The organism is Ralstonia sp. 22086, assembly GCF_052045975.1.
GTDB classification, from domain to species: domain Bacteria; phylum Pseudomonadota; class Gammaproteobacteria; order Burkholderiales; family Burkholderiaceae; genus Ralstonia; species Ralstonia wenshanensis.
In genome coordinates, this window is sequence record NZ_JBQEPZ010000001.1 from 1,688,073 (window position 1) to 1,704,576 (window position 16,504).

15 protein-coding genes are annotated in these 16,504 nt (G+C 66.4%); 13 read left to right on the forward strand and 2 right to left on the reverse strand.

Going from position 1 to position 16,504, the window contains the following annotated elements; genetic code table 11:
- Positions 1–4: 4 nt before the first annotated feature.
- The 13 genes from ACTJK6_RS07965 to ACTJK6_RS08025 all read left to right on the forward strand — a co-directional run bounded on the left by ACTJK6_RS07965 (position 5) and on the right by ACTJK6_RS08025 (position 12,822).
- A complete protein-coding gene (locus ACTJK6_RS07965; protein WP_440838657.1) occupies positions 5–694 on the forward strand; it encodes an HAD family hydrolase in 690 nt (229 codons plus the stop codon).
- Positions 694–1,134 (forward strand): YchJ family protein, encoded by a 441-nt coding sequence (locus ACTJK6_RS07970; protein ID WP_260804046.1) that lies wholly within the window; start codon positions 694–696, stop codon positions 1,132–1,134. Before ACTJK6_RS07965 ends, ACTJK6_RS07970 begins: the two co-directional genes overlap by 1 nt.
- A 28-nt stretch (positions 1,135–1,162) precedes the next feature.
- Complete coding sequence (locus ACTJK6_RS07975) at positions 1,163–2,770, forward strand: carboxyl transferase domain-containing protein (RefSeq protein WP_260804047.1); 1,608 nt, start codon at positions 1,163–1,165, stop codon at positions 2,768–2,770.
- Positions 2,771–2,799: 29 nt separating this feature from the next.
- Positions 2,800–3,738, forward strand: a complete 939-nt coding sequence (locus ACTJK6_RS07980; protein WP_414560087.1) for a dienelactone hydrolase family protein — start codon at positions 2,800–2,802, stop codon at positions 3,736–3,738.
- Positions 3,735–4,529 (forward strand): enoyl-CoA hydratase/isomerase family protein, encoded by a 795-nt coding sequence (locus tag ACTJK6_RS07985; RefSeq protein WP_112186157.1) that lies wholly within the window; start codon positions 3,735–3,737, stop codon positions 4,527–4,529. The genes ACTJK6_RS07980 and ACTJK6_RS07985 overlap by 4 nt, the downstream gene beginning before the upstream one ends.
- Before the next feature lie 43 nt (positions 4,530–4,572).
- On the forward strand, positions 4,573–5,652 hold the full coding sequence (gene bioB / locus ACTJK6_RS07990; RefSeq protein WP_260804049.1) for a biotin synthase BioB: 1,080 nt from the start codon (positions 4,573–4,575) through the stop codon (positions 5,650–5,652).
- Between the two features lie 670 nt (positions 5,653–6,322).
- Positions 6,323–8,347 (forward strand): acetyl/propionyl/methylcrotonyl-CoA carboxylase subunit alpha, encoded by a 2,025-nt coding sequence (locus ACTJK6_RS07995; protein WP_440838658.1) that lies wholly within the window; start codon positions 6,323–6,325, stop codon positions 8,345–8,347.
- Positions 8,348–8,456: 109 nt separating this feature from the next.
- Entirely contained in the window at positions 8,457–9,398 is a 942-nt protein-coding gene (locus ACTJK6_RS08000) for a 2-hydroxyacid dehydrogenase (protein ID WP_440838659.1), read from the forward strand.
- Position 9,399: 1 nt separating this feature from the next.
- Positions 9,400–10,329, forward strand: a complete 930-nt coding sequence (locus tag ACTJK6_RS08005) for a hydroxymethylglutaryl-CoA lyase (RefSeq protein ID WP_232041730.1) — start codon at positions 9,400–9,402, stop codon at positions 10,327–10,329.
- A 22-nt stretch (positions 10,330–10,351) separates the two neighbouring features.
- A complete protein-coding gene (locus ACTJK6_RS08010) occupies positions 10,352–10,852 on the forward strand; it encodes a YbaK/EbsC family protein (RefSeq protein WP_440076581.1) in 501 nt (166 codons plus the stop codon).
- A 10-nt stretch (positions 10,853–10,862) separates the two neighbouring features.
- On the forward strand, positions 10,863–11,129 hold the full coding sequence (locus tag ACTJK6_RS08015) for a DUF1289 domain-containing protein (protein ID WP_440838660.1): 267 nt from the start codon (positions 10,863–10,865) through the stop codon (positions 11,127–11,129).
- Between the two features lie 12 nt (positions 11,130–11,141).
- Positions 11,142–12,095, forward strand: coding sequence for an MBL fold metallo-hydrolase (locus tag ACTJK6_RS08020; protein ID WP_440838661.1), 954 nt, complete (start codon positions 11,142–11,144; stop codon positions 12,093–12,095).
- A 61-nt stretch (positions 12,096–12,156) separates the two neighbouring features.
- Positions 12,157–12,822 carry a TetR/AcrR family transcriptional regulator gene (locus ACTJK6_RS08025; protein WP_440838662.1) on the forward strand — a complete coding sequence of 222 codons (666 nt, stop codon included), beginning with the start codon at positions 12,157–12,159 and terminating at the stop codon, positions 12,820–12,822.
- Positions 12,823–12,828: 6 nt separating this feature from the next.
- Here the strand turns inward: ACTJK6_RS08025 and ACTJK6_RS08030 are convergent, their stop codons facing one another.
- Together ACTJK6_RS08030 and ACTJK6_RS08035 are read right to left on the reverse strand one after the other, a co-directional pair.
- Positions 12,829–14,415, reverse strand: a complete 1,587-nt coding sequence (locus ACTJK6_RS08030) for an AMP-binding protein (protein WP_440838663.1) — start codon at positions 14,413–14,415, stop codon at positions 12,829–12,831.
- Positions 14,416–14,508: 93 nt separating this feature from the next.
- Entirely contained in the window at positions 14,509–16,503 is a 1,995-nt protein-coding gene (locus ACTJK6_RS08035) for an acetyl/propionyl/methylcrotonyl-CoA carboxylase subunit alpha (protein WP_440838665.1), read from the reverse strand.
- Position 16,504 lies beyond the last annotated feature (1 nt).

The following is a 16,504-nucleotide window of genomic DNA, read 5'->3' on the forward strand; positions in this document are numbered from 1 at the left end:
ACGCATGACTGCAGTCACCTCCCCCGTTTCGAACCACCCCCGCTTTGACGCGATCCTCTTCGATTGCGACGGCGTGCTGGTCGACAGCGAACCCCTCGTCAACCGCCTGATCTGGGAGATGCTGACCGAGCTTGGCATCAACATCAGCCCGGAAGATTCCATCAAGCGCTTCCTGGGCAAGGCCATCCGCGAAGAGCTGGATGCCATTGCCGAGATGCGCGGCGCGCCGCTGCCGCCGAACTGGCTGTCCACCTTCCACGCGCGCCGCAACGCGCTGCTCGAAGCCGAGGTGGAGGCCGTACCGCATATCGCGCACGCCATCGATGTGCTGTCCAGGTTGGGCCTGCCGATGGCCGTGGCCTCGGGCGCCGATCGCACGAAGGTTGAATTGCAGCTCAACCGCACCGGATTGATCGAGCACTTCCAGCCCACGGACGTGCGCATCTTTTCGGCCACCGAAGTCGCGCGCAGCAAGCCCGCGCCCGACGTGTACCTGCTGGCCGCGAGCAGCCTGGGGGTATCGCCGGCGCGTTGCCTGGTGATCGAAGACAGCCCCACGGGCGTGACCGCCGGGCACGCTGCCGGCATGACGGTGCTGGCATACGCCGGCCGCAATGCGCCGGGCCCGCTGATCGCCGCGGGAGCCACCCGCACGTTTACCGACATGCGCGAACTGCCGGAGCTGCTGGCCTGATGCCTGCCGCACAACCCAAGCCCATCGGGCCGGCCGACGCCTGCCCCTGCGGCAACGGCGCCTATGCGCGCTGCTGCGGCCCCTTCCACGCGGGCGACGCCGCGCCGGCCACGGCCGAGCAACTCATGCGCTCGCGCTACAGCGCTTATGTGCTGGGCGACACGGCGTACCTGCGCCGCACGTGGCATCCGTCCACCTGCCCTGCCGACCTGGAGACGAGCGAGGCAGATGCCACCGCCACGCGCTGGCTCGGCCTGGACGTCAAGCGCCACACGCCGCAAGACGCCACGCATGCGACGGTGGAATTCGTCGCGCGCTACAAGGTGGGCGGCCGCGCGCATCGCCTGCATGAAACGAGCCGCTTCGTCCGCCTGGACGCCAGCGGCGCTGAATCCGCCGAAGGCCGTTGGCTGTACGTTGACGGCACCTTCCCTGACTGAACCGCACCGACCTTCCCGCACTGTTGCCATGCCGACGCTAGAGACCAAGCTGAACCCCCGCGCTGAAGACTTCAAGGCCAACGCCGATGCCATGCGCGCGCTCGTCGCCGACTTGCGCGACAAGGTGGCGCGCATCGCCCAGGGCGGCGGTGAAGACGCCCGCGCCAAGCACCTCGCCCGCGGCAAGCTGCTGCCGCGCGACCGCGTGCAGCAACTGCTCGACCCCGGCACGCCGTTCCTGGAGTTCTCTCAGATGGCCGCGTACGGCATGTACGACGACGCTGCACCGGGCGCCGGCATCATCACCGGCATCGGCCGCATCTCTGGGCAGGAATGCGTGATCGTCTGCAACGACGCCACGGTCAAGGGCGGCACGTATTACCCGATGACGGTGAAGAAGCACCTGCGCGCGCAGGAGATCGCCGAGCAGAACCACCTGCCCTGCGTGTACCTCGTCGATTCGGGCGGCGCCAACCTGCCGAACCAGGACGACGTGTTTCCTGATCGCGATCACTTCGGCCGCATCTTCTACAACCAGGCCAACCTGTCAGCCAAGGGCATTCCGCAGATCGCGGTGGTGATGGGTTCGTGCACAGCCGGCGGCGCGTATGTGCCGGCCATGAGCGACGAGTCGATCATCGTCAAGGAACAGGGCACGATCTTCCTGGCGGGCCCGCCGCTGGTGAAGGCGGCCACCGGTGAAGTGGTGAGCGCGGAAGACCTCGGCGGCGCCGATGTGCACACGCGGCTGTCCGGCGTGGCGGATTACTTCGCCAACAACGACTCGCACGCGCTGGCACAAGCGCGCAGCATCGTCGCGCACCTGAACCGCCGCAAGCCGGATCAAGTGCAGATTCATGCGCCGGTCGAACCGCGTTACGCCGCCGAAGAACTCTACGGCGTGATCCCGACCGATACGCGCAAGCCGTTCGACGTGCGTGAAGTCATCGCCCGCATCGTCGACGATTCCGCCTTTGACGAATTCAAGGCGCGCTACGGCACGACGCTGGTCTGCGGCTTTGCGCGCATCTGGGGTTACCCGGTCGGCATCATCGCCAACAACGGCATCCTGTTTTCGGAGGCCGCGCTCAAGGGCGCGCACTTCATCGAGCTGTGCTGCCAGCGCAAGATCCCGCTGGTGTTCCTGCAGAACATCACGGGCTTCATGGTCGGCCGCAAGTATGAGAACGAAGGCATCGCCAAGAACGGCGCGAAGATGGTGACGGCGGTGGCAACGGCGCAGGTGCCGAAGTTCACGGTCATCATCGGCGGCTCGTTTGGCGCGGGCAACTACGGCATGTGCGGACGTGCGTATTCGCCGCGCTTCCTTTGGATGTGGCCAAACGCGCGCATCTCGGTGATGGGCGGCGAACAGGCCGCCAGCGTGCTCGCCACCGTGCGCCGCGACGGCATCGAAGCCAAGGGCGGCCAATGGAGCGCGGATGAAGAAGCCGCGTTCAAGGCGCCGATCCGCGATCAGTACGAGCGCCAGGGCCATCCGTACTATGCCAGCGCACGCCTGTGGGACGATGGCGTGATCGACCCCGCCGACACGCGCAGCGTGCTGGGCCTTGGGTTGTCGGCCAGCCTGAACGCGCCGATCGGCGACATGAACTTCGGCGTGTTCCGCATGTAAGCAGCCGCCAACCGAACAGGACATTTGCAGTGAACAGCAACACCGCGAGAACGTGGCGCAGCGCCTGGGCAGCCGTTGGCTGCGCGCTGCTGCTTGCGGCTGCGCATGCGAGCGAGACCGCGCCGGCCGGCATCAGCGAGACCATCGTAGAGGTGCCCAAGTCTGCGGGCATCTTCACGCTCAAGCTGGAGACGACCGTCTACAAGCCGGCCGGCGACGGGCCCTTCCCGCTCATCGTGCTCAATCACGGCAAGGCGCGCGGCAAGGCGGCATTCCAGGCGCGCGCCCGTTACAGCGAGCAGGCTGCGGCGCTGGTCGCGCGCGGCTACGTGGTGGCCATCCCGATGCGGCAGGGGTTTTCCAAATCCGGTGGCGCGTATATCGGCAGCGGCTGCAATGTGGAAGCCAACGGCATCATCCAGGCCGAAGACGTGGTGGCCGCGCTCGACTACATGACCGCGCAGCCGTACGTCGACCGCAACCGCATCGTCGTCATGGGCCAGTCGCATGGCGGCCTGACCACACTAGCCTTTGGCACCATCGCCTACCCCGGCGTACGCGGGCTGGTGAACTTTGCCGGCGGCCTGCGCAACGACACCTGTGCCGACTGGGAAGGCAACCTCGTGCGCGCCTTCGAGACGTACGGCCGCCAGTCACGCTACCCCTCGCTCTGGTTCTACGGCGACAACGACAGCTACTGGCCCAAGCCGATGCCCGACAGGATGTTCGCCGCCTACACCAGTGCCGGCGGCAAAGGCCGGCTGGTGGATTTCGGCAACTTCAAGAGCGACTCGCACGGCATGTTTGCAAGCCATGCAGGACTTGCCATCTGGCTGCCGCAGGTGGATGCCTTCCTGCGCGAACTCGGTCTGCCGGCAGGCCCGGTGCAAGCGGCGGCGCCGGGCAGCAACGCTGAAGCCTCCGGCGCAGACGACCCCAAGTCCGACACCAACAAGGACCCCGAATGAACGCTTTCGAGACCCTCGCCTTCGCCCAGCACGGCGCCGTCGCCACGCTCACGCTGAACCGGCCCGACGTGCGCAACGCCTTCAACGAAACGGTCATCGCCGAGCTGACCGGTGCGTTCCGCGCGCTGGCCAATGAGCCGAGCGTGCGCGCCATCGTCCTGTCGGGCAACGGCCCTGCGTTCTGCGCGGGCGCCGACCTGAACTGGATGAAGAAGATGGCCGGCTACTCCGATGACGAGAACCGCGCCGACGCCCTGCGCCTGGCCGAAATGCTGCGCGCCATCTACACCTGCCCCAAGCCCGTGATCGCGCGCGTGCAGGGCGACACCTATGCCGGCGGCGTCGGCCTGGTCGCCGCGTGCGACATCGTCGTCGCCGTCGACACGGCCAACTTCTGCCTGTCGGAAGCGAAGCTCGGACTGATCCCGGCCACCATCAGCCCATACGTGATCCGCGCGCTGGGCGAGCAGGCATCGCGCCGCTACTTCATCACTGCCGAGCGTTTCTCCGCCGCAGAGGCGCATCGCCTCGGCCTCGTGCATGAGCTGGTGAGCGCAGACGCCCTCGACGCCAAGGTGGCCGACATCACCGCTGCGCTCGTCGCCAACAGCCCGAACGCCGTGCGCGAGAGCAAGCGGCTCGTGCGCGAGGTGTCTGGCGCTGCGGTCAATGACGCACTGCTGGCCGACACCGCTGAACGCATCGCCGCCATCCGCGCCTCGGAAGAAGGCCGGGAAGGCGTGCAAAGTTTCCTGGGCAAGCGCAAGCCGAACTGGCTGCTGCCGGCCTGATCCGCATAACAACGACACCACGCATCACTTGAAGGAAGTCCTCATGCAATCCACTCCGCTCAACTTCGTTCCGAACGCCGCCAAGGCGCCCGTCACGCCAGGCCAGGCGCCCGACGCGCGCTGGAGCCGCGAAGCCATCGAAGCGCTGTTCGCGCTGCCGTTCAACGACCTGCTGTTCCAGGCGCAGCAGGTGCACCGCGCCAACTTTGATGCGAATGCGGTGCAGCTCTCGACGCTGCTGTCCATCAAGACCGGCGGCTGCCCGGAGGACTGCTCGTATTGCCCGCAATCGGCGCGCTACGACACCGGTGTCGAGGCTGAAAAACTGATGCCGATCGACGAAGTGCTGGAAGCAGCATCGCGCGCCAAGCAAAACGGCGCAAGCCGCTTCTGCATGGGCGCCGCGTGGCGCAACCCGAAGCCGCATCAGCTCGACGCCGTGGCCGACATGGTGCGCGGCGTGAAGGCGATGGGGCTGGAGACCTGCGTGACGCTCGGCATGCTCAAGCAGGAACAGGCCGCGCAGTTGAAGGAAGCGGGCCTGGATTACTACAACCACAACCTCGACACCGCGCCCGAGTTCTACGGCGAGATCATCACGACGCGCACGTACCAGGACCGGCTCGACACGCTCGAGCATGTGCGTGACGCCGGCATCAACGTGTGCTGCGGCGGCATCGTCGGCCTGGGGGAATCGGTGCACGAGCGTGCGGGCCTGATCGCCGAGCTGGCAAACATGGAGCCGTATCCGGACTCGGTGCCCATCAACAATCTCGTGAAGGTCGAAGGTACGCCGCTGGCGGGCAACGAAGAACTGGACCCGTTCGATTTCGTGCGCACGATTGCCGTGGCGCGCATCACGATGCCCAAGGCGATGGTGCGGCTCTCCGCTGGCCGTGAGGCGATGGACGACGCGCTGCAGGCGCTGTGCTTCATGGCGGGAGCCAACTCGATCTTCTATGGCGAGAAACTGCTGACGACGGACAACCCGGAGGCGGATGCTGACCGCAAGCTGCTGGCGCGGTTGGGGATGCGGGTGGAGGTGCAGGATCACATGCACCATGAATCGCATGCGGGGGCGCAGTCTTCGCATTGTCATATCGACATTACGCCGGCGGACTGATGCTTTGTTGTGGGGGTGGGTCTTGGTTTTTTGTTGGTGGTCTGCTCCCCTTTCGTCCCCTGCCGGGCCGACTCACTTTCTTTGTCTTGCCAAAGAAAGTAAGCAAAGAAAGGCGCGCCCGAGATGGCGAAGGACTCCTTGAATTTATGTCGCAGAGAGGGAGAGGAGGCAAACTCGCTTCGCTCAAACAGCCTCCCCTCTTTTTCCTCTCTGCAACAGAAATTCAAGGCGCCATCTAGGGCTCCAACGGCCACACCATCGGAGCACAAGCGCAGTAGTGAATACGCGGCAAGACGCGGAGCGAAGCAAACGGCAATACAGCAACAAACACGGGCCTGACAGAGCATGCACACCAACGGTTTGGCCGTTGACGTTCCTGCCCTAGATGGCGCCTTGAATTTTCGTAAGCGGGCGGAAACAAGACGGGAAACTGTTTGAGCGCAGCGAGTTTTTCCCGTCTCCGCCCGGTTACGAAAATTCAAGGAGGGTGTCGCCATCTCGGGCGCGCCTTTCTTTTGCTTACTTTTCTTTGGCAAGACAAAGAAAAGTAAGTCGGTCCCGGCAGGGAACGAAACAGGGATGGACCAAAACCGCCCGCCCCGGCAGGGGATGAAACAAGGGACGCACCACAAGTGCGAAAGATGCAGAGAACACCGGAGACACACCAAAAATGATCACCAAGCTCCTCATCGCCAACCGAGGCGAAATCGCCTGCCGGGTCGCCGCCACCTGCCGCAAGCTCGGCATCCGCACGGTCGCGGTCTACTCCGATGCCGACGCCAACGCCCGCCACGTCGCGGCCTGCGACGAAGCCATCCACATCGGTGAGCCCGCCGCCCGCGACAGCTACCTGCGCGCCGATCGCATCCTCGAAGCCGCGCGCGCCACGGGCGCGCAAGCCGTCCATCCCGGCTACGGCTTCCTCTCGGAGAACGAAGCCTTCGCCAAGGCCTGCGCAGACGCCGGCATCATCTTCGTCGGGCCGCCGGCCTCGGCCATCGAAGCGATGGGCAGCAAGAGCGCGGCCAAGGCGCTGATGGAAACGGCGGGCGTGCCGCTCGTGCCCGGCTACCACGGTGACAACCAGGACGCCGCATTCCTGCGCACGCAGGCTGATCGCATCGGCTACCCCGTCCTCATCAAGGCGAGCGCCGGCGGCGGTGGCAAGGGCATGCGCGTGGTGGAATCGGGCGATGCGTTCGAAGCCTCGCTGGCCTCGGTCAAGCGTGAGGCCTCATCGAGCTTTGGCGACGACCGCGTGCTGATCGAGAAGTACCTCACGCGGCCGCGCCACATCGAAATCCAGGTCTTCGCAGACAGCTTCGGCGGCGCCGTCTACCTGTTCGAGCGCGACTGCTCCGTGCAGCGCCGCCACCAGAAGGTGCTGGAAGAAGCCCCCGCCCCCGGCATGACGCTGGACCGCCGCCGCGCGATGGGCGAGGCCGCCGTGGCCGCCGCGCGCGCCGTGGGCTACGTGGGCGCCGGCACGGTCGAATTCATCGTCGATGAAGACGGCACGTTCTACTTCATGGAGATGAACACGCGCCTGCAGGTCGAGCACCCGGTCACCGAAATGATCACCGGCGAAGACCTCGTCGAATGGCAATTGCGCGTCGCCTCCGGCGAGCCGCTGCCGCGCACGCAGGACGAACTGCACATTCACGGTCACGCGCTCGAAGCACGCATCTACGCAGAAAACCCCGACCGCGATTTCCTGCCCTCCATCGGCACGCTGAAGGTGCTGCGTACGCCGGCTGCGGTGGAATTTACCGTCGGCGCGCAAGCCAATGGCGAACCCGCCGCCGTGCGCATCGACGCGGGCGTGCGCGAGGGCGACGCCATCAGCCCTTACTACGACCCGATGATCGCCAAGCTCATCGTCTGGGGCCGTGATCGCGAAGAGGCGCTCGCGCGCATGCTGCAGGCGCTGGGCAGCTTCCACCTGGTGGGGCTGTCGTCCAACGTGGCCTTCCTGCGCCGCCTTGTCGCATCGAAGCCGTTTGCGACCGCCGATCTGGATACCGGCCTGATCGCGCGCAATCACGACACGCTGTTCCCGGCAGCGCCGGACGTGCCGCAAGACGCCATCGCCCTGGCTGTGGCTGCGCTGCTCGCCCGCGAGGCGCGCAGCCTGCGCACCGACACGCGCGATCCGCATTCGCCGTGGGCGCGCGGCAGCGGCTGGCGCCTGAACGGCGCGGCTGAACGCGCGCTGCGTTTCATGCACGGCGATCAGGCCATCGACGCCACGCTCGTCTACGGCCGCGACGGCTCGCGGCTGAAAGCAGACGGCCATGAAGCGCCCTTCACTTCGCAGCGCCACGCCGACACCTTCACCGTCACGCTGGGCTCGCACAAGGCGACCGGTCAGGTGCATCTCGACGGCGACACGTTCCACGTCTTCACCGGCGGCGCGCACTGGACGCTCGAGCGTCACGACCCGCTCGCCCATGCTGGCGAAGCCGACGACGAAGGCGGCAAGCTGACCGCGCCGATGCCTGGCAAGGTCATCGCCGTGCTGGCCGCGCCGGGGCAGACCGTCACCAAGGGCGCGCCGCTGGTCGTCATGGAAGCCATGAAGATGGAGCACACGCTCACCGCACCGGCCGACGGCGTCGTCGAATCGGTGCTGTATGGCGTGGGCGATCAGGTGACGGAGGGTGTGCAGTTGCTGGCGTTCAAGCCGGCTGAATGACGGCCGAATGACGCCTGGATGAGACCCAAGCGGGGCCGCCACGCGCCTTGGCGGCCCCTGCTACACTGCTTGACGTATACGTCAACTACCCGCACTGAAGTCGCCCCACATGCACATCCAGATCTACACGCCCGACGGCAAGCCCCAACCCTGGCTCGACGGTTTTGCGCAGGCGCTGCCAGAGGCGCGGCTGTCGGTATGGGAGCAAGGCGCCGCGCAGGATGCCGACTACGCCGTGGTCTGGCAGCCGCCCGCCGATATGCTGCGCGGCCGCACGGATTTGCGCGCGGTGTTCAACCTCGGTGCGGGCGTCGATGCGATCCTGGGCCTGCGCGCGCAATCCCCCGATGCGATTCCCGAAGGCCTGCCGATCGTCCGGCTGGACGACGCCGGCATGGCCGCGCAGATGGGCGAGTACGTCACGCACGCCGTGCTGCGCTTCTTCCGCCGGCTCGATGAATACGAGCGCCAGCAGCAAGCCAAGATGTGGCGCTTCCTCAAGCCATTCAACCGCGACGAGTTCGTCGTCGGTGTGCTCGGCCTGGGCGTGCTGGGCACGCACATCGCCAAGACGCTGGCAGGCTTCGGCTTTCCGGTGCGCGGCTGGAGCCGCTCCGCCAAGCACGTCGACGGCGTCGATTGCCGGGCCGGTAGCGACGCACTGCCGGGCTTCCTGGCGGGCACGCGCGTGCTGGTGAACGTGCTGCCGCTGACGGCCGACACCGAAAACGTGATCGACGCGAAACTGCTCGCGCAACTCGCACCGGGCGCATTCGTTGTCAACGTGGCGCGCGGCAAGCATCTGGTGGAAGACGACCTGCTGGCCGCCGTGCGCAGCGGGCATGTTGCAGGCGCCGCGCTCGACGTGTTCCGCACCGAGCAGCTGCCGCCCGACCATCCTTTCTGGACCGAACCACGCATCCATATCACGCCGCACATTTCGGCGTTGACGCTGCGCGAGGTCAGCATTGCCCAGATCGCGCGCAAGATCCGCGCGCTGGAAGCGGGCGAGCCGATTGCCGGCATCGTCGATCTGCAACGAGGGTACTGAGATGAGCATTCCGAATTTTGTGAAGGTGGTCGAGGTCGGCCCGCGCGATGGTCTTCAGAACGAAAAGGCGCCGGTTTCCACCGACACCAAGGTCGAACTGGTGAACCGGCTGTCCGAGGCGGGCTTCGTGAACGTGGAAGCCGCGTCGTTCGTGTCGCCCAAGTGGGTGCCGGCGATGGCCGATGGCGCCGACGTGATGGCCCGCATCCAACGCCGGCCCGGCACGCTGTACTCCGTGCTCACGCCCAACATGAAGGGCTTCGAAGGCGCGGCAGCAGCGGGTGCGGATGAGATCGTGATCTTCAGCGCGGCCAGCGAGGCCTTTGCGCAGAAGAACATCAATTGCTCGATTGCGGAGTCGATCGAACGCTTTGTGCCGGTGGCCAAGGCGGCCAAGGATGCGGGCATTCGCGTGCGCGGGTCGATCTCGTGTTCGCTGGGCTGCCCGTATCAGGGCGAGGTGCCGGTGTCGTCGGTGGTGGATGTCATCAAGCGCATGGCCGACCTGGGCTGCGACGAGATCGACATTGCCGACACGATCGGCGTGGGTACCGCCGGGCAGGTGAAAACCGTGATGGAAGCCGCCGCGGCGACCTTTCCGATCGACCGCCTCTCGGGTCATTTCCACGACACGTACGGCCAGGCACTGGCCAACATCCTCGCCAGCCTGGAAGTCGGCATCGCCATCTTCCACGCATCGGTGGCAGGGCTGGGCGGCTGCCCGTATGCCAAGGGCGCGACCGGCAACGTCGCCACGGAAGATGTGCTGTACCTGCTGCACGGCCTGGGCATCCGCACCGGCATCGACCTGGACAAGGTGGTGCTGGCGGGCGACTTCATCTCGCAAGCCATCGGCCGCCCCACGGCGTCACGTGCAGGCCGCGCGCTGCTGCTCAAGCTGCAGGACCAGATCGCCCAGGCCTGCATCTGAAACCCCACCAAGCACAACGACGATGACCGCTACCGATACGAACGCGCCGCTGCCTGAATCCGCTCAACGCGTGGCCGACCACCTCCGCACGCTCGGCTACGAAAAAGCCATCGTGATGCTGCCGGCCACCGGAAAAACGTCTGCCGAAGCGGCTGCCGGCCTCGGCTGCTCGGTGGCGGAGATTGCCAAGTCGATCATCTTCCGTCGCGCCGAAGATGACGTGCCGGTGCTGGTGATCGCCAGCGGCACCAATCGTGTCGACGAGGCAAAGGTTTCCGCGCACGTGGGCGCGCTGGCCAAGGCCGATGCGAAGTTCGTGCGCGAGAAAACCGGTTACGCCATCGGCGGCGTATGTCCGGTCGGCCATGCGGTCAAGCCCGTGATGCTGCTCGACCAAGACCTGTTCCAGTTCGACAGCGTGTGGGCCGCGGCCGGCCACCCGCATGCCGTGTTCAACCTTACGCCTGCCGAACTCGAAGCGATGACCGGCGCGCCCGTGGCCGACATCGCCCAGCGCGACTGATCGCACACGCATGGACGCCTGCACCCGCGCGCAACTGAAGCTGTCGCTCGGCAAGTTGCGCAACAGCCGCCAGCAGGCGGAGCGTACGCAGCCGGTGTCGTCTCCGTGCATCAGCGTCTGCAAGATGGACGAGGCGCGCGGCCTGTGTATCGGCTGCATGCGCACGATCGACGAAATTGCCGCGTGGTCGACCATGAACGACGCGGCTCGTCTGGCCGTGTGGAAAACCTTGCCCGAGCGCGCCTGCGCCTGGCTCAACGACGCGCCCAGCGCCTGACCGCTGATCACCATGGCCGAACACGATATCGTCACCCTTCCGGATTCGATGCGCGTGTTCGAGCGCGGTTGGCTGTCGTCCAACAACATCCTTTTCTTCGACGACGAAGCGCATGGCGGCTGCGCGCTGGTGGATTCGGGCTATCTCACGCACGCCCCGCAAACCGTGGCGCTGGTGAAGCACGCGCTGCAGGGACGGCCCCTGCGCCGCCTGCTGAATACGCACCTGCACTCGGATCACTGCGGCGGCAATGCGGCGCTGCAGGCCATCTACGGCAGCCACACGCGCGTGCCCGCCGCGCAGATCGACGACGTGCGGCGCTGGGACATCGACGCCCTCAGCTACGGCCCCACAGGCCAGGAGTGCGCGCGCTTCACGTTGCCCAACAGCGATGCCGACGCGGGCCTCGCTGACGGCATGACGCTGCGCCTGGGCGGTTTCGACTGGCAGGTGATCAGCGCACCCGGGCACGACCCGCACGCGATCATCCTGTTCAATCCCGACACGCGTGTGTTGATCTCCGCCGACGCACTGTGGGAACGCGGCTTTGGCGTGATCTTTCCCGAGCTTGAAGGCGAGAGCGGCTTTGCCGAGCAGCAGGCCATTCTCGAGCGCATCGCGCAGCTCGATGCGCGTGTGGTGATTCCCGGACATGGCCGGCCGTTTATCGACGTCAACGCCGCGATTGACGCGTCGCTTGGGCGGCTTGCCTATCTGCGTGCTGACCCCGAGCGCAACGCACTGCACGCCATTCGCGTGTTGGTGAAGTTCAAGCTGCTCGAGCAGCAGGCGTTGTCGCACGACGCGCTGTTCACGTGGTTCACGCAGACCACACTGATGCCGCGCTTGCAGGCGCGCTTCTTCGCGAGCCAATCGATGGAGACATTGCTGGATGCCGCGATTGCGGCGCTGGTCAAGGCGGGCGCCGCCACCGTCGAACACGGCCGCATCCTGAACCGCGATTGACGTGCCGCGCGGTGGCGATGCCCCGCTACAATGCGGCGACGCCTCTTCTTCTCCCCAGGGCATGCCGAAACCTGCCACACCCAACCCGCCCGAAGCCACCACTGGAGCCGAAGCACCGCGACGCAAGCGCGGCCGCCCCGCACAGGATGCCAACGAGGGCTTGCGCCGCGCGCTGATCGAGCAGTCGGCCAGGCTGTTCCGCGAGAAGGGCTACGGCAACACCACGGTGCGCGACATTGCCGCTGCCACGGGCGTGCATGCGGGCAGTTGGTTCTATTACTTCAAGACCAAGCAGGACATCCTGCAGGCCGTGATCGAACACGGCCTGACCGTGGCGCTGGCCGACATCGAGGCCATCGATATCAACGCCCTGCCGCCGCGCGAGGCGATGCGCCAGCTGGTGCGCGCGCACCTCTACACGATCCTTGCGCCCCACCAGGATTTCATTCCAGTGATGCTGTACGAATGGCGCTCGCTCGATGCGCAGGCGCAGGAACGCATCATCGCGCTCAAGGACCGGTACGAAGACATCTGGACGCGCGTGATCGAGCGCCTGCGTGCCTCCGGCGAATGGGCCCACCCGACGCCCGTCGATCGGCTGCTGATGTTCGGTGCGCTGAACTGGACGGCGCAGTGGTATCAGGCCGGCGCGGGCATCAGCATCGATGCGCTCGCCGATCAGGCGGTGCTGTTCATCCTGCGTACGCCGCCTCAGCCGGCGGCTTAGCGTTCCTTAGCGGGCCTCGCCCTCGAACAGCGTCTGATTGGCGCTGCGCAGCACATGCTTCTGGATCTTGCCCGTCGCCGTCATGGGCAGCTTGTCGACCACGGCGATGTGCTTGGGCACCTCAAAGCTGCCGAGATGCGCCCGACAATGCGCCTGCAGCGCGGCCGCATCGGCGTGTGCATCGGGCTTGAGGCAGACGAACGCGGCCACGGCTTCCACCCAGTGCGCGTGCGGCAAGCCGACCACTGCGGCATTCGCCACGGCCGGATGCCTTAGCAACACTTCTTCCACTTTGACCGACGGCACGTTCTCGCCGCCGGTCTTGATCATGTCCTTGATGCGGTCCTTGAACTGAAGCTGGCCGTCGGCATCCCACATGCCGAGGTCGCCCGTGTGGTGCCAGCCGAAGCGGCGTGCGTTGGCGGTGGCCTGCGGGTCCTTGAAGTAGCCGAGCATGACGTTGGGGCCGCGGTGCACGATCTCGCCCAGTTGGTTGGGGCCGAGCAGATTGCCTTGATCGTCCATCACCGCGGCCTCGTTCACCATGCACGGCTGGCCCCAATAGTTGCCGGTGCGCTGCAGTTGCTGGTCGGGCGCGAAGTACATCGTCATCGGGAAGATCTCGGTCTGCCCGGAGCCGAGGGCAAAGTTCGGGCACACCTCGGCAATCAGGCGTTCGAGCAGCGGCTTGGCCATCGGCGCCATCGCATACAGGCACAGGCGCAGGCTGGAGAGATCTCGCTGCGCACGCAGCGGATGGTGCAGCAGCGCGGCATACATGAGCGGCAGGCCGAACAGTTGCGTGATGCGCTCGCTCGCAATCGCGTCCAGCAGCGCTGCCGGATCAAAGCCGCGCTGGATGACGAGCGTGGCGCCCACCATCATCGCGGATGCAGCCGTCGCAAACTGCGCGCAGTGGAACATCGGCAGCAGGCACGAGAACACGTCGGTCTCGTTCAGGTTCAGGCCGGCGATGTTGGACATCAGCGCGGCATGCACCGAACGGTGCGAATGCATGGCCCCCTTTGGCCGCCCGGTCGTGCCGCTGGTGTACATGATGAGCGCGAGATCGCGGTCGTCGATCACGACGGCGGGCAGCGTATCGGCGTGGCCTTGCAGCGCTTGCTCCACCGTTTGCGGGCCATCGGCAACTGGTTCACCGAAGCATTGGTGCGCCGGGAGCCCCAGCGCATTCAGCGTGTCGCGCAGCGCCGGGTACAGCGCCGCGTCGATCACCACGTGCCGCGCCTCGGCATGTTCGAGGATGTAGCGCACGTCATCCGGCCCGAGCATCGCGTTGATCGGCACCCACACCAGCCCCGCCTTGAGAATGCCGTACGCGGCCACCAGGAACTGCGCCGAGTTCCCGCACACCATCGCGACCTTGTCGCCAGGCATGAGGGCGCTTGCAAGCAGCGCGTGCGCATAGCGATTGCTGTCTGCGTTGAGCTCGGCATGCGTCATGCGACGCGGGCCATCGACCAGCGCGACTTTCGCGCCGAACTTGCGTGCACTGCGATGCAACGTATCGCCCAGCGTCACCCGGTTCAGCAGGTTGGCTTCAAGCGTGGTGTCTGGCGTGGCTTCGGACATGGGACGTCTCCTGTGGACTGCATTGACCGCATTGACCGCATTGACCGCACGAATTGCACGACGAAACGATGAACAGGAACGGCAACGCAGCCGTCAGGCCGCGGCAATCTCCATCAGCAACCCGCCGGGCGCAACCTGCGCCCCGACCTGGGTGAACAGCCCCCTCACCTCGCCTGCGAGCGGCGCGGCAATGCTGTGCTCCATCTTCATCGCCTCCACCACCAGCAGCACCTGACCGGCGCTGACGGCCTCCCCTTCAGCTACGTGCACGGCGACCACGCGGCCGTTCATCGGCGCGCTGATGCGGCCGCTGCCCGCTTGTGCGCCGCTGCGCTCCGCCTTGGCGTAGGTGGTGTCGATGGCGGTGTGTTCGATGCCATTCAGCACGAAGTGGCACGCAGCCGGGGTGAGGGCGTAATCCACCGCGTGGAATGTGTCGCCCAGCGCCAGCGTGAGGTGACCGTCGCCCTCAGAGACAAGCGCCACCTGCGTGGCACCGCCGTCCCAGGCCAGTTCCCATTGCTGCGCACCGAGCGCACGCAGGCGCATGTCGATGGCTTCACCGTCGAGCGTGAAACGGCACAGCGTCGGGTATGTGCGGCTGCTGGCCCAGCCGCGTAGTTCTGCGGGATAGCGGCGTGCGGCGCCTTCGCGCAAGTGCGTGAGCAGCACGGCGGCCGCCTGGCAGACCGCTGCATCGGGTACGGCAGACTGGCGCATCGGGGCCGGGAAATGCCGGTCGATGAACGCGGTGGACACATCGCCGGCAAGGAACGCCGGATGCGCCACGCAGTCGCGCAGAAACGCCCGGTTGGTCGGCAGGCCAAGCAGCAGGCAATCGTCCAAGGCGTGCGCGAGACGCCGGCATGCATCGGCGCGGTCGGTGCCGTGCGCGACGATCTTGGCGAGCATCGAGTCGTAGTACGGCGAAACGACGAGCCCATCGGCCAATGCATGGTCCGTGCGGACATCCTGCGGCGCACGCCAGCGGGCGACGGTGCCGCTCTGCGGCAGGAAATTCTGCTGCGGATCTTCTGCGCACAACCGCACTTCGATGGCGTGGCCGCCTTGCGCGAGGCGTGCATCGATGGCGTCTTGCGTAAGCGGCAACGGCTCGCCCAGCGACACGCGCAACTGCCACTCGACCAGGTCGACGCCGACGATCGCTTCGGTCACGGCATGCTCGACCTGCAGCCGCGTGTTCATCTCCATGAAGTAGAACGCGCCGTCCGGGGCGAGCAGGAATTCCAGCGTGCCCGCGCCCACGTAGCCGATGGCGCGTGCCGCCGCCACCGACACCGCACCCATGCGCGCGCGCAACTCGGGCGACACCGCGGGTGACGGCGATTCTTCGATCAGCTTCTGATGCCGACGCTGCACGGAGCAATCGCGCTCGCCGAGGTAAACCACGTTGCCATGCGTATCGGCAAACAGCTGAATCTCGATATGGCGCGGCTCGACGATGGCTTTTTCGAGGATCAACTCGCCCGAGCCAAACGCGTTCTCCGCTTCGGAACGCGCAGACTGCAGCGCCGCCGCAAACTCGTCCGCCCGCTCGACGCGCCGCATGCCGCGCCCACCGCCACCGGCCGCCGCCTTAATCATCACCGGATAGCCGATCCGTGCGGCTTCCTCCGCCATGCGCTCGGCGGATTGATCTTCGCCCTGGTAGCCCGGCACGCAGGGCACGCCGGCGGCTTCCATGAGGCGCTTGGCACCGGCCTTGTTGCCCATCGCGCGGATGGCATCTGCGGGTGGGCCGATGAAGACGAGGCCCGCGTCTGCGCACGCGTTGGCAAAGGCGTCGCTCTCCGCGAGGAAGCCGTAGGCCGGATGGACCGCCTGCGCACCCGACTTGCGCGCCGCCTCCAGCAACGCCGCAATGTTCAGGTACGACGCCTGCGGTTGCGATGCGCCAATCGGCAACGCCAGATCGGCCGCGCGGCAATGCGGCGCATCGCGGTCAGCATCGGAATACACGGCAACGGTGCGCATGCCAAGGCGACGCGCCGTGCGCATGATGCGCAAAGCGATCTCGCCCCGGTTGGCGATGAACACGGAGCGGAAGGCAGCATGCGGGGCGGCCATC

Bases quoted from the DNA above. Each gene is read 5' to 3' on its own strand.
- ACTJK6_RS07965 (WP_440838657.1), top strand. From the start codon at position 5: ATGACTGCAGTCACCTCCCCCGTTTCGAACCACCCCCGCTTTGACGCG.
- ACTJK6_RS07970 (WP_260804046.1), top strand. From the start codon at position 694: ATGCCTGCCGCACAACCCAAGCCCATCGGGCCGGCCGACGCCTGCCCC.
- ACTJK6_RS07975 (WP_260804047.1), top strand. From the start codon at position 1,163: ATGCCGACGCTAGAGACCAAGCTGAACCCCCGCGCTGAAGACTTCAAG.
- ACTJK6_RS07985 (WP_112186157.1), top strand. From the start codon at position 3,735: ATGAACGCTTTCGAGACCCTCGCCTTCGCCCAGCACGGCGCCGTCGCC.
- bioB (WP_260804049.1), top strand. From the start codon at position 4,573: ATGCAATCCACTCCGCTCAACTTCGTTCCGAACGCCGCCAAGGCGCCC.
- ACTJK6_RS07995 (WP_440838658.1), top strand. From the start codon at position 6,323: ATGATCACCAAGCTCCTCATCGCCAACCGAGGCGAAATCGCCTGCCGG.
- ACTJK6_RS08000 (WP_440838659.1), top strand. From the start codon at position 8,457: ATGCACATCCAGATCTACACGCCCGACGGCAAGCCCCAACCCTGGCTC.
- ACTJK6_RS08005 (WP_232041730.1), top strand. From the start codon at position 9,400: ATGAGCATTCCGAATTTTGTGAAGGTGGTCGAGGTCGGCCCGCGCGAT.
- ACTJK6_RS08010 (WP_440076581.1), top strand. From the start codon at position 10,352: ATGACCGCTACCGATACGAACGCGCCGCTGCCTGAATCCGCTCAACGC.
- ACTJK6_RS08015 (WP_440838660.1), top strand. From the start codon at position 10,863: ATGGACGCCTGCACCCGCGCGCAACTGAAGCTGTCGCTCGGCAAGTTG.
- ACTJK6_RS08020 (WP_440838661.1), top strand. From the start codon at position 11,142: ATGGCCGAACACGATATCGTCACCCTTCCGGATTCGATGCGCGTGTTC.
- ACTJK6_RS08025 (WP_440838662.1), top strand. From the start codon at position 12,157: ATGCCGAAACCTGCCACACCCAACCCGCCCGAAGCCACCACTGGAGCC.
- ACTJK6_RS08030 (WP_440838663.1), bottom strand. From the start codon at position 14,415: ATGTCCGAAGCCACGCCAGACACCACGCTTGAAGCCAACCTGCTGAAC.
- ACTJK6_RS08035 (WP_440838665.1), bottom strand. From the start codon at position 16,503: ATGGCCGCCCCGCATGCTGCCTTCCGCTCCGTGTTCATCGCCAACCGG.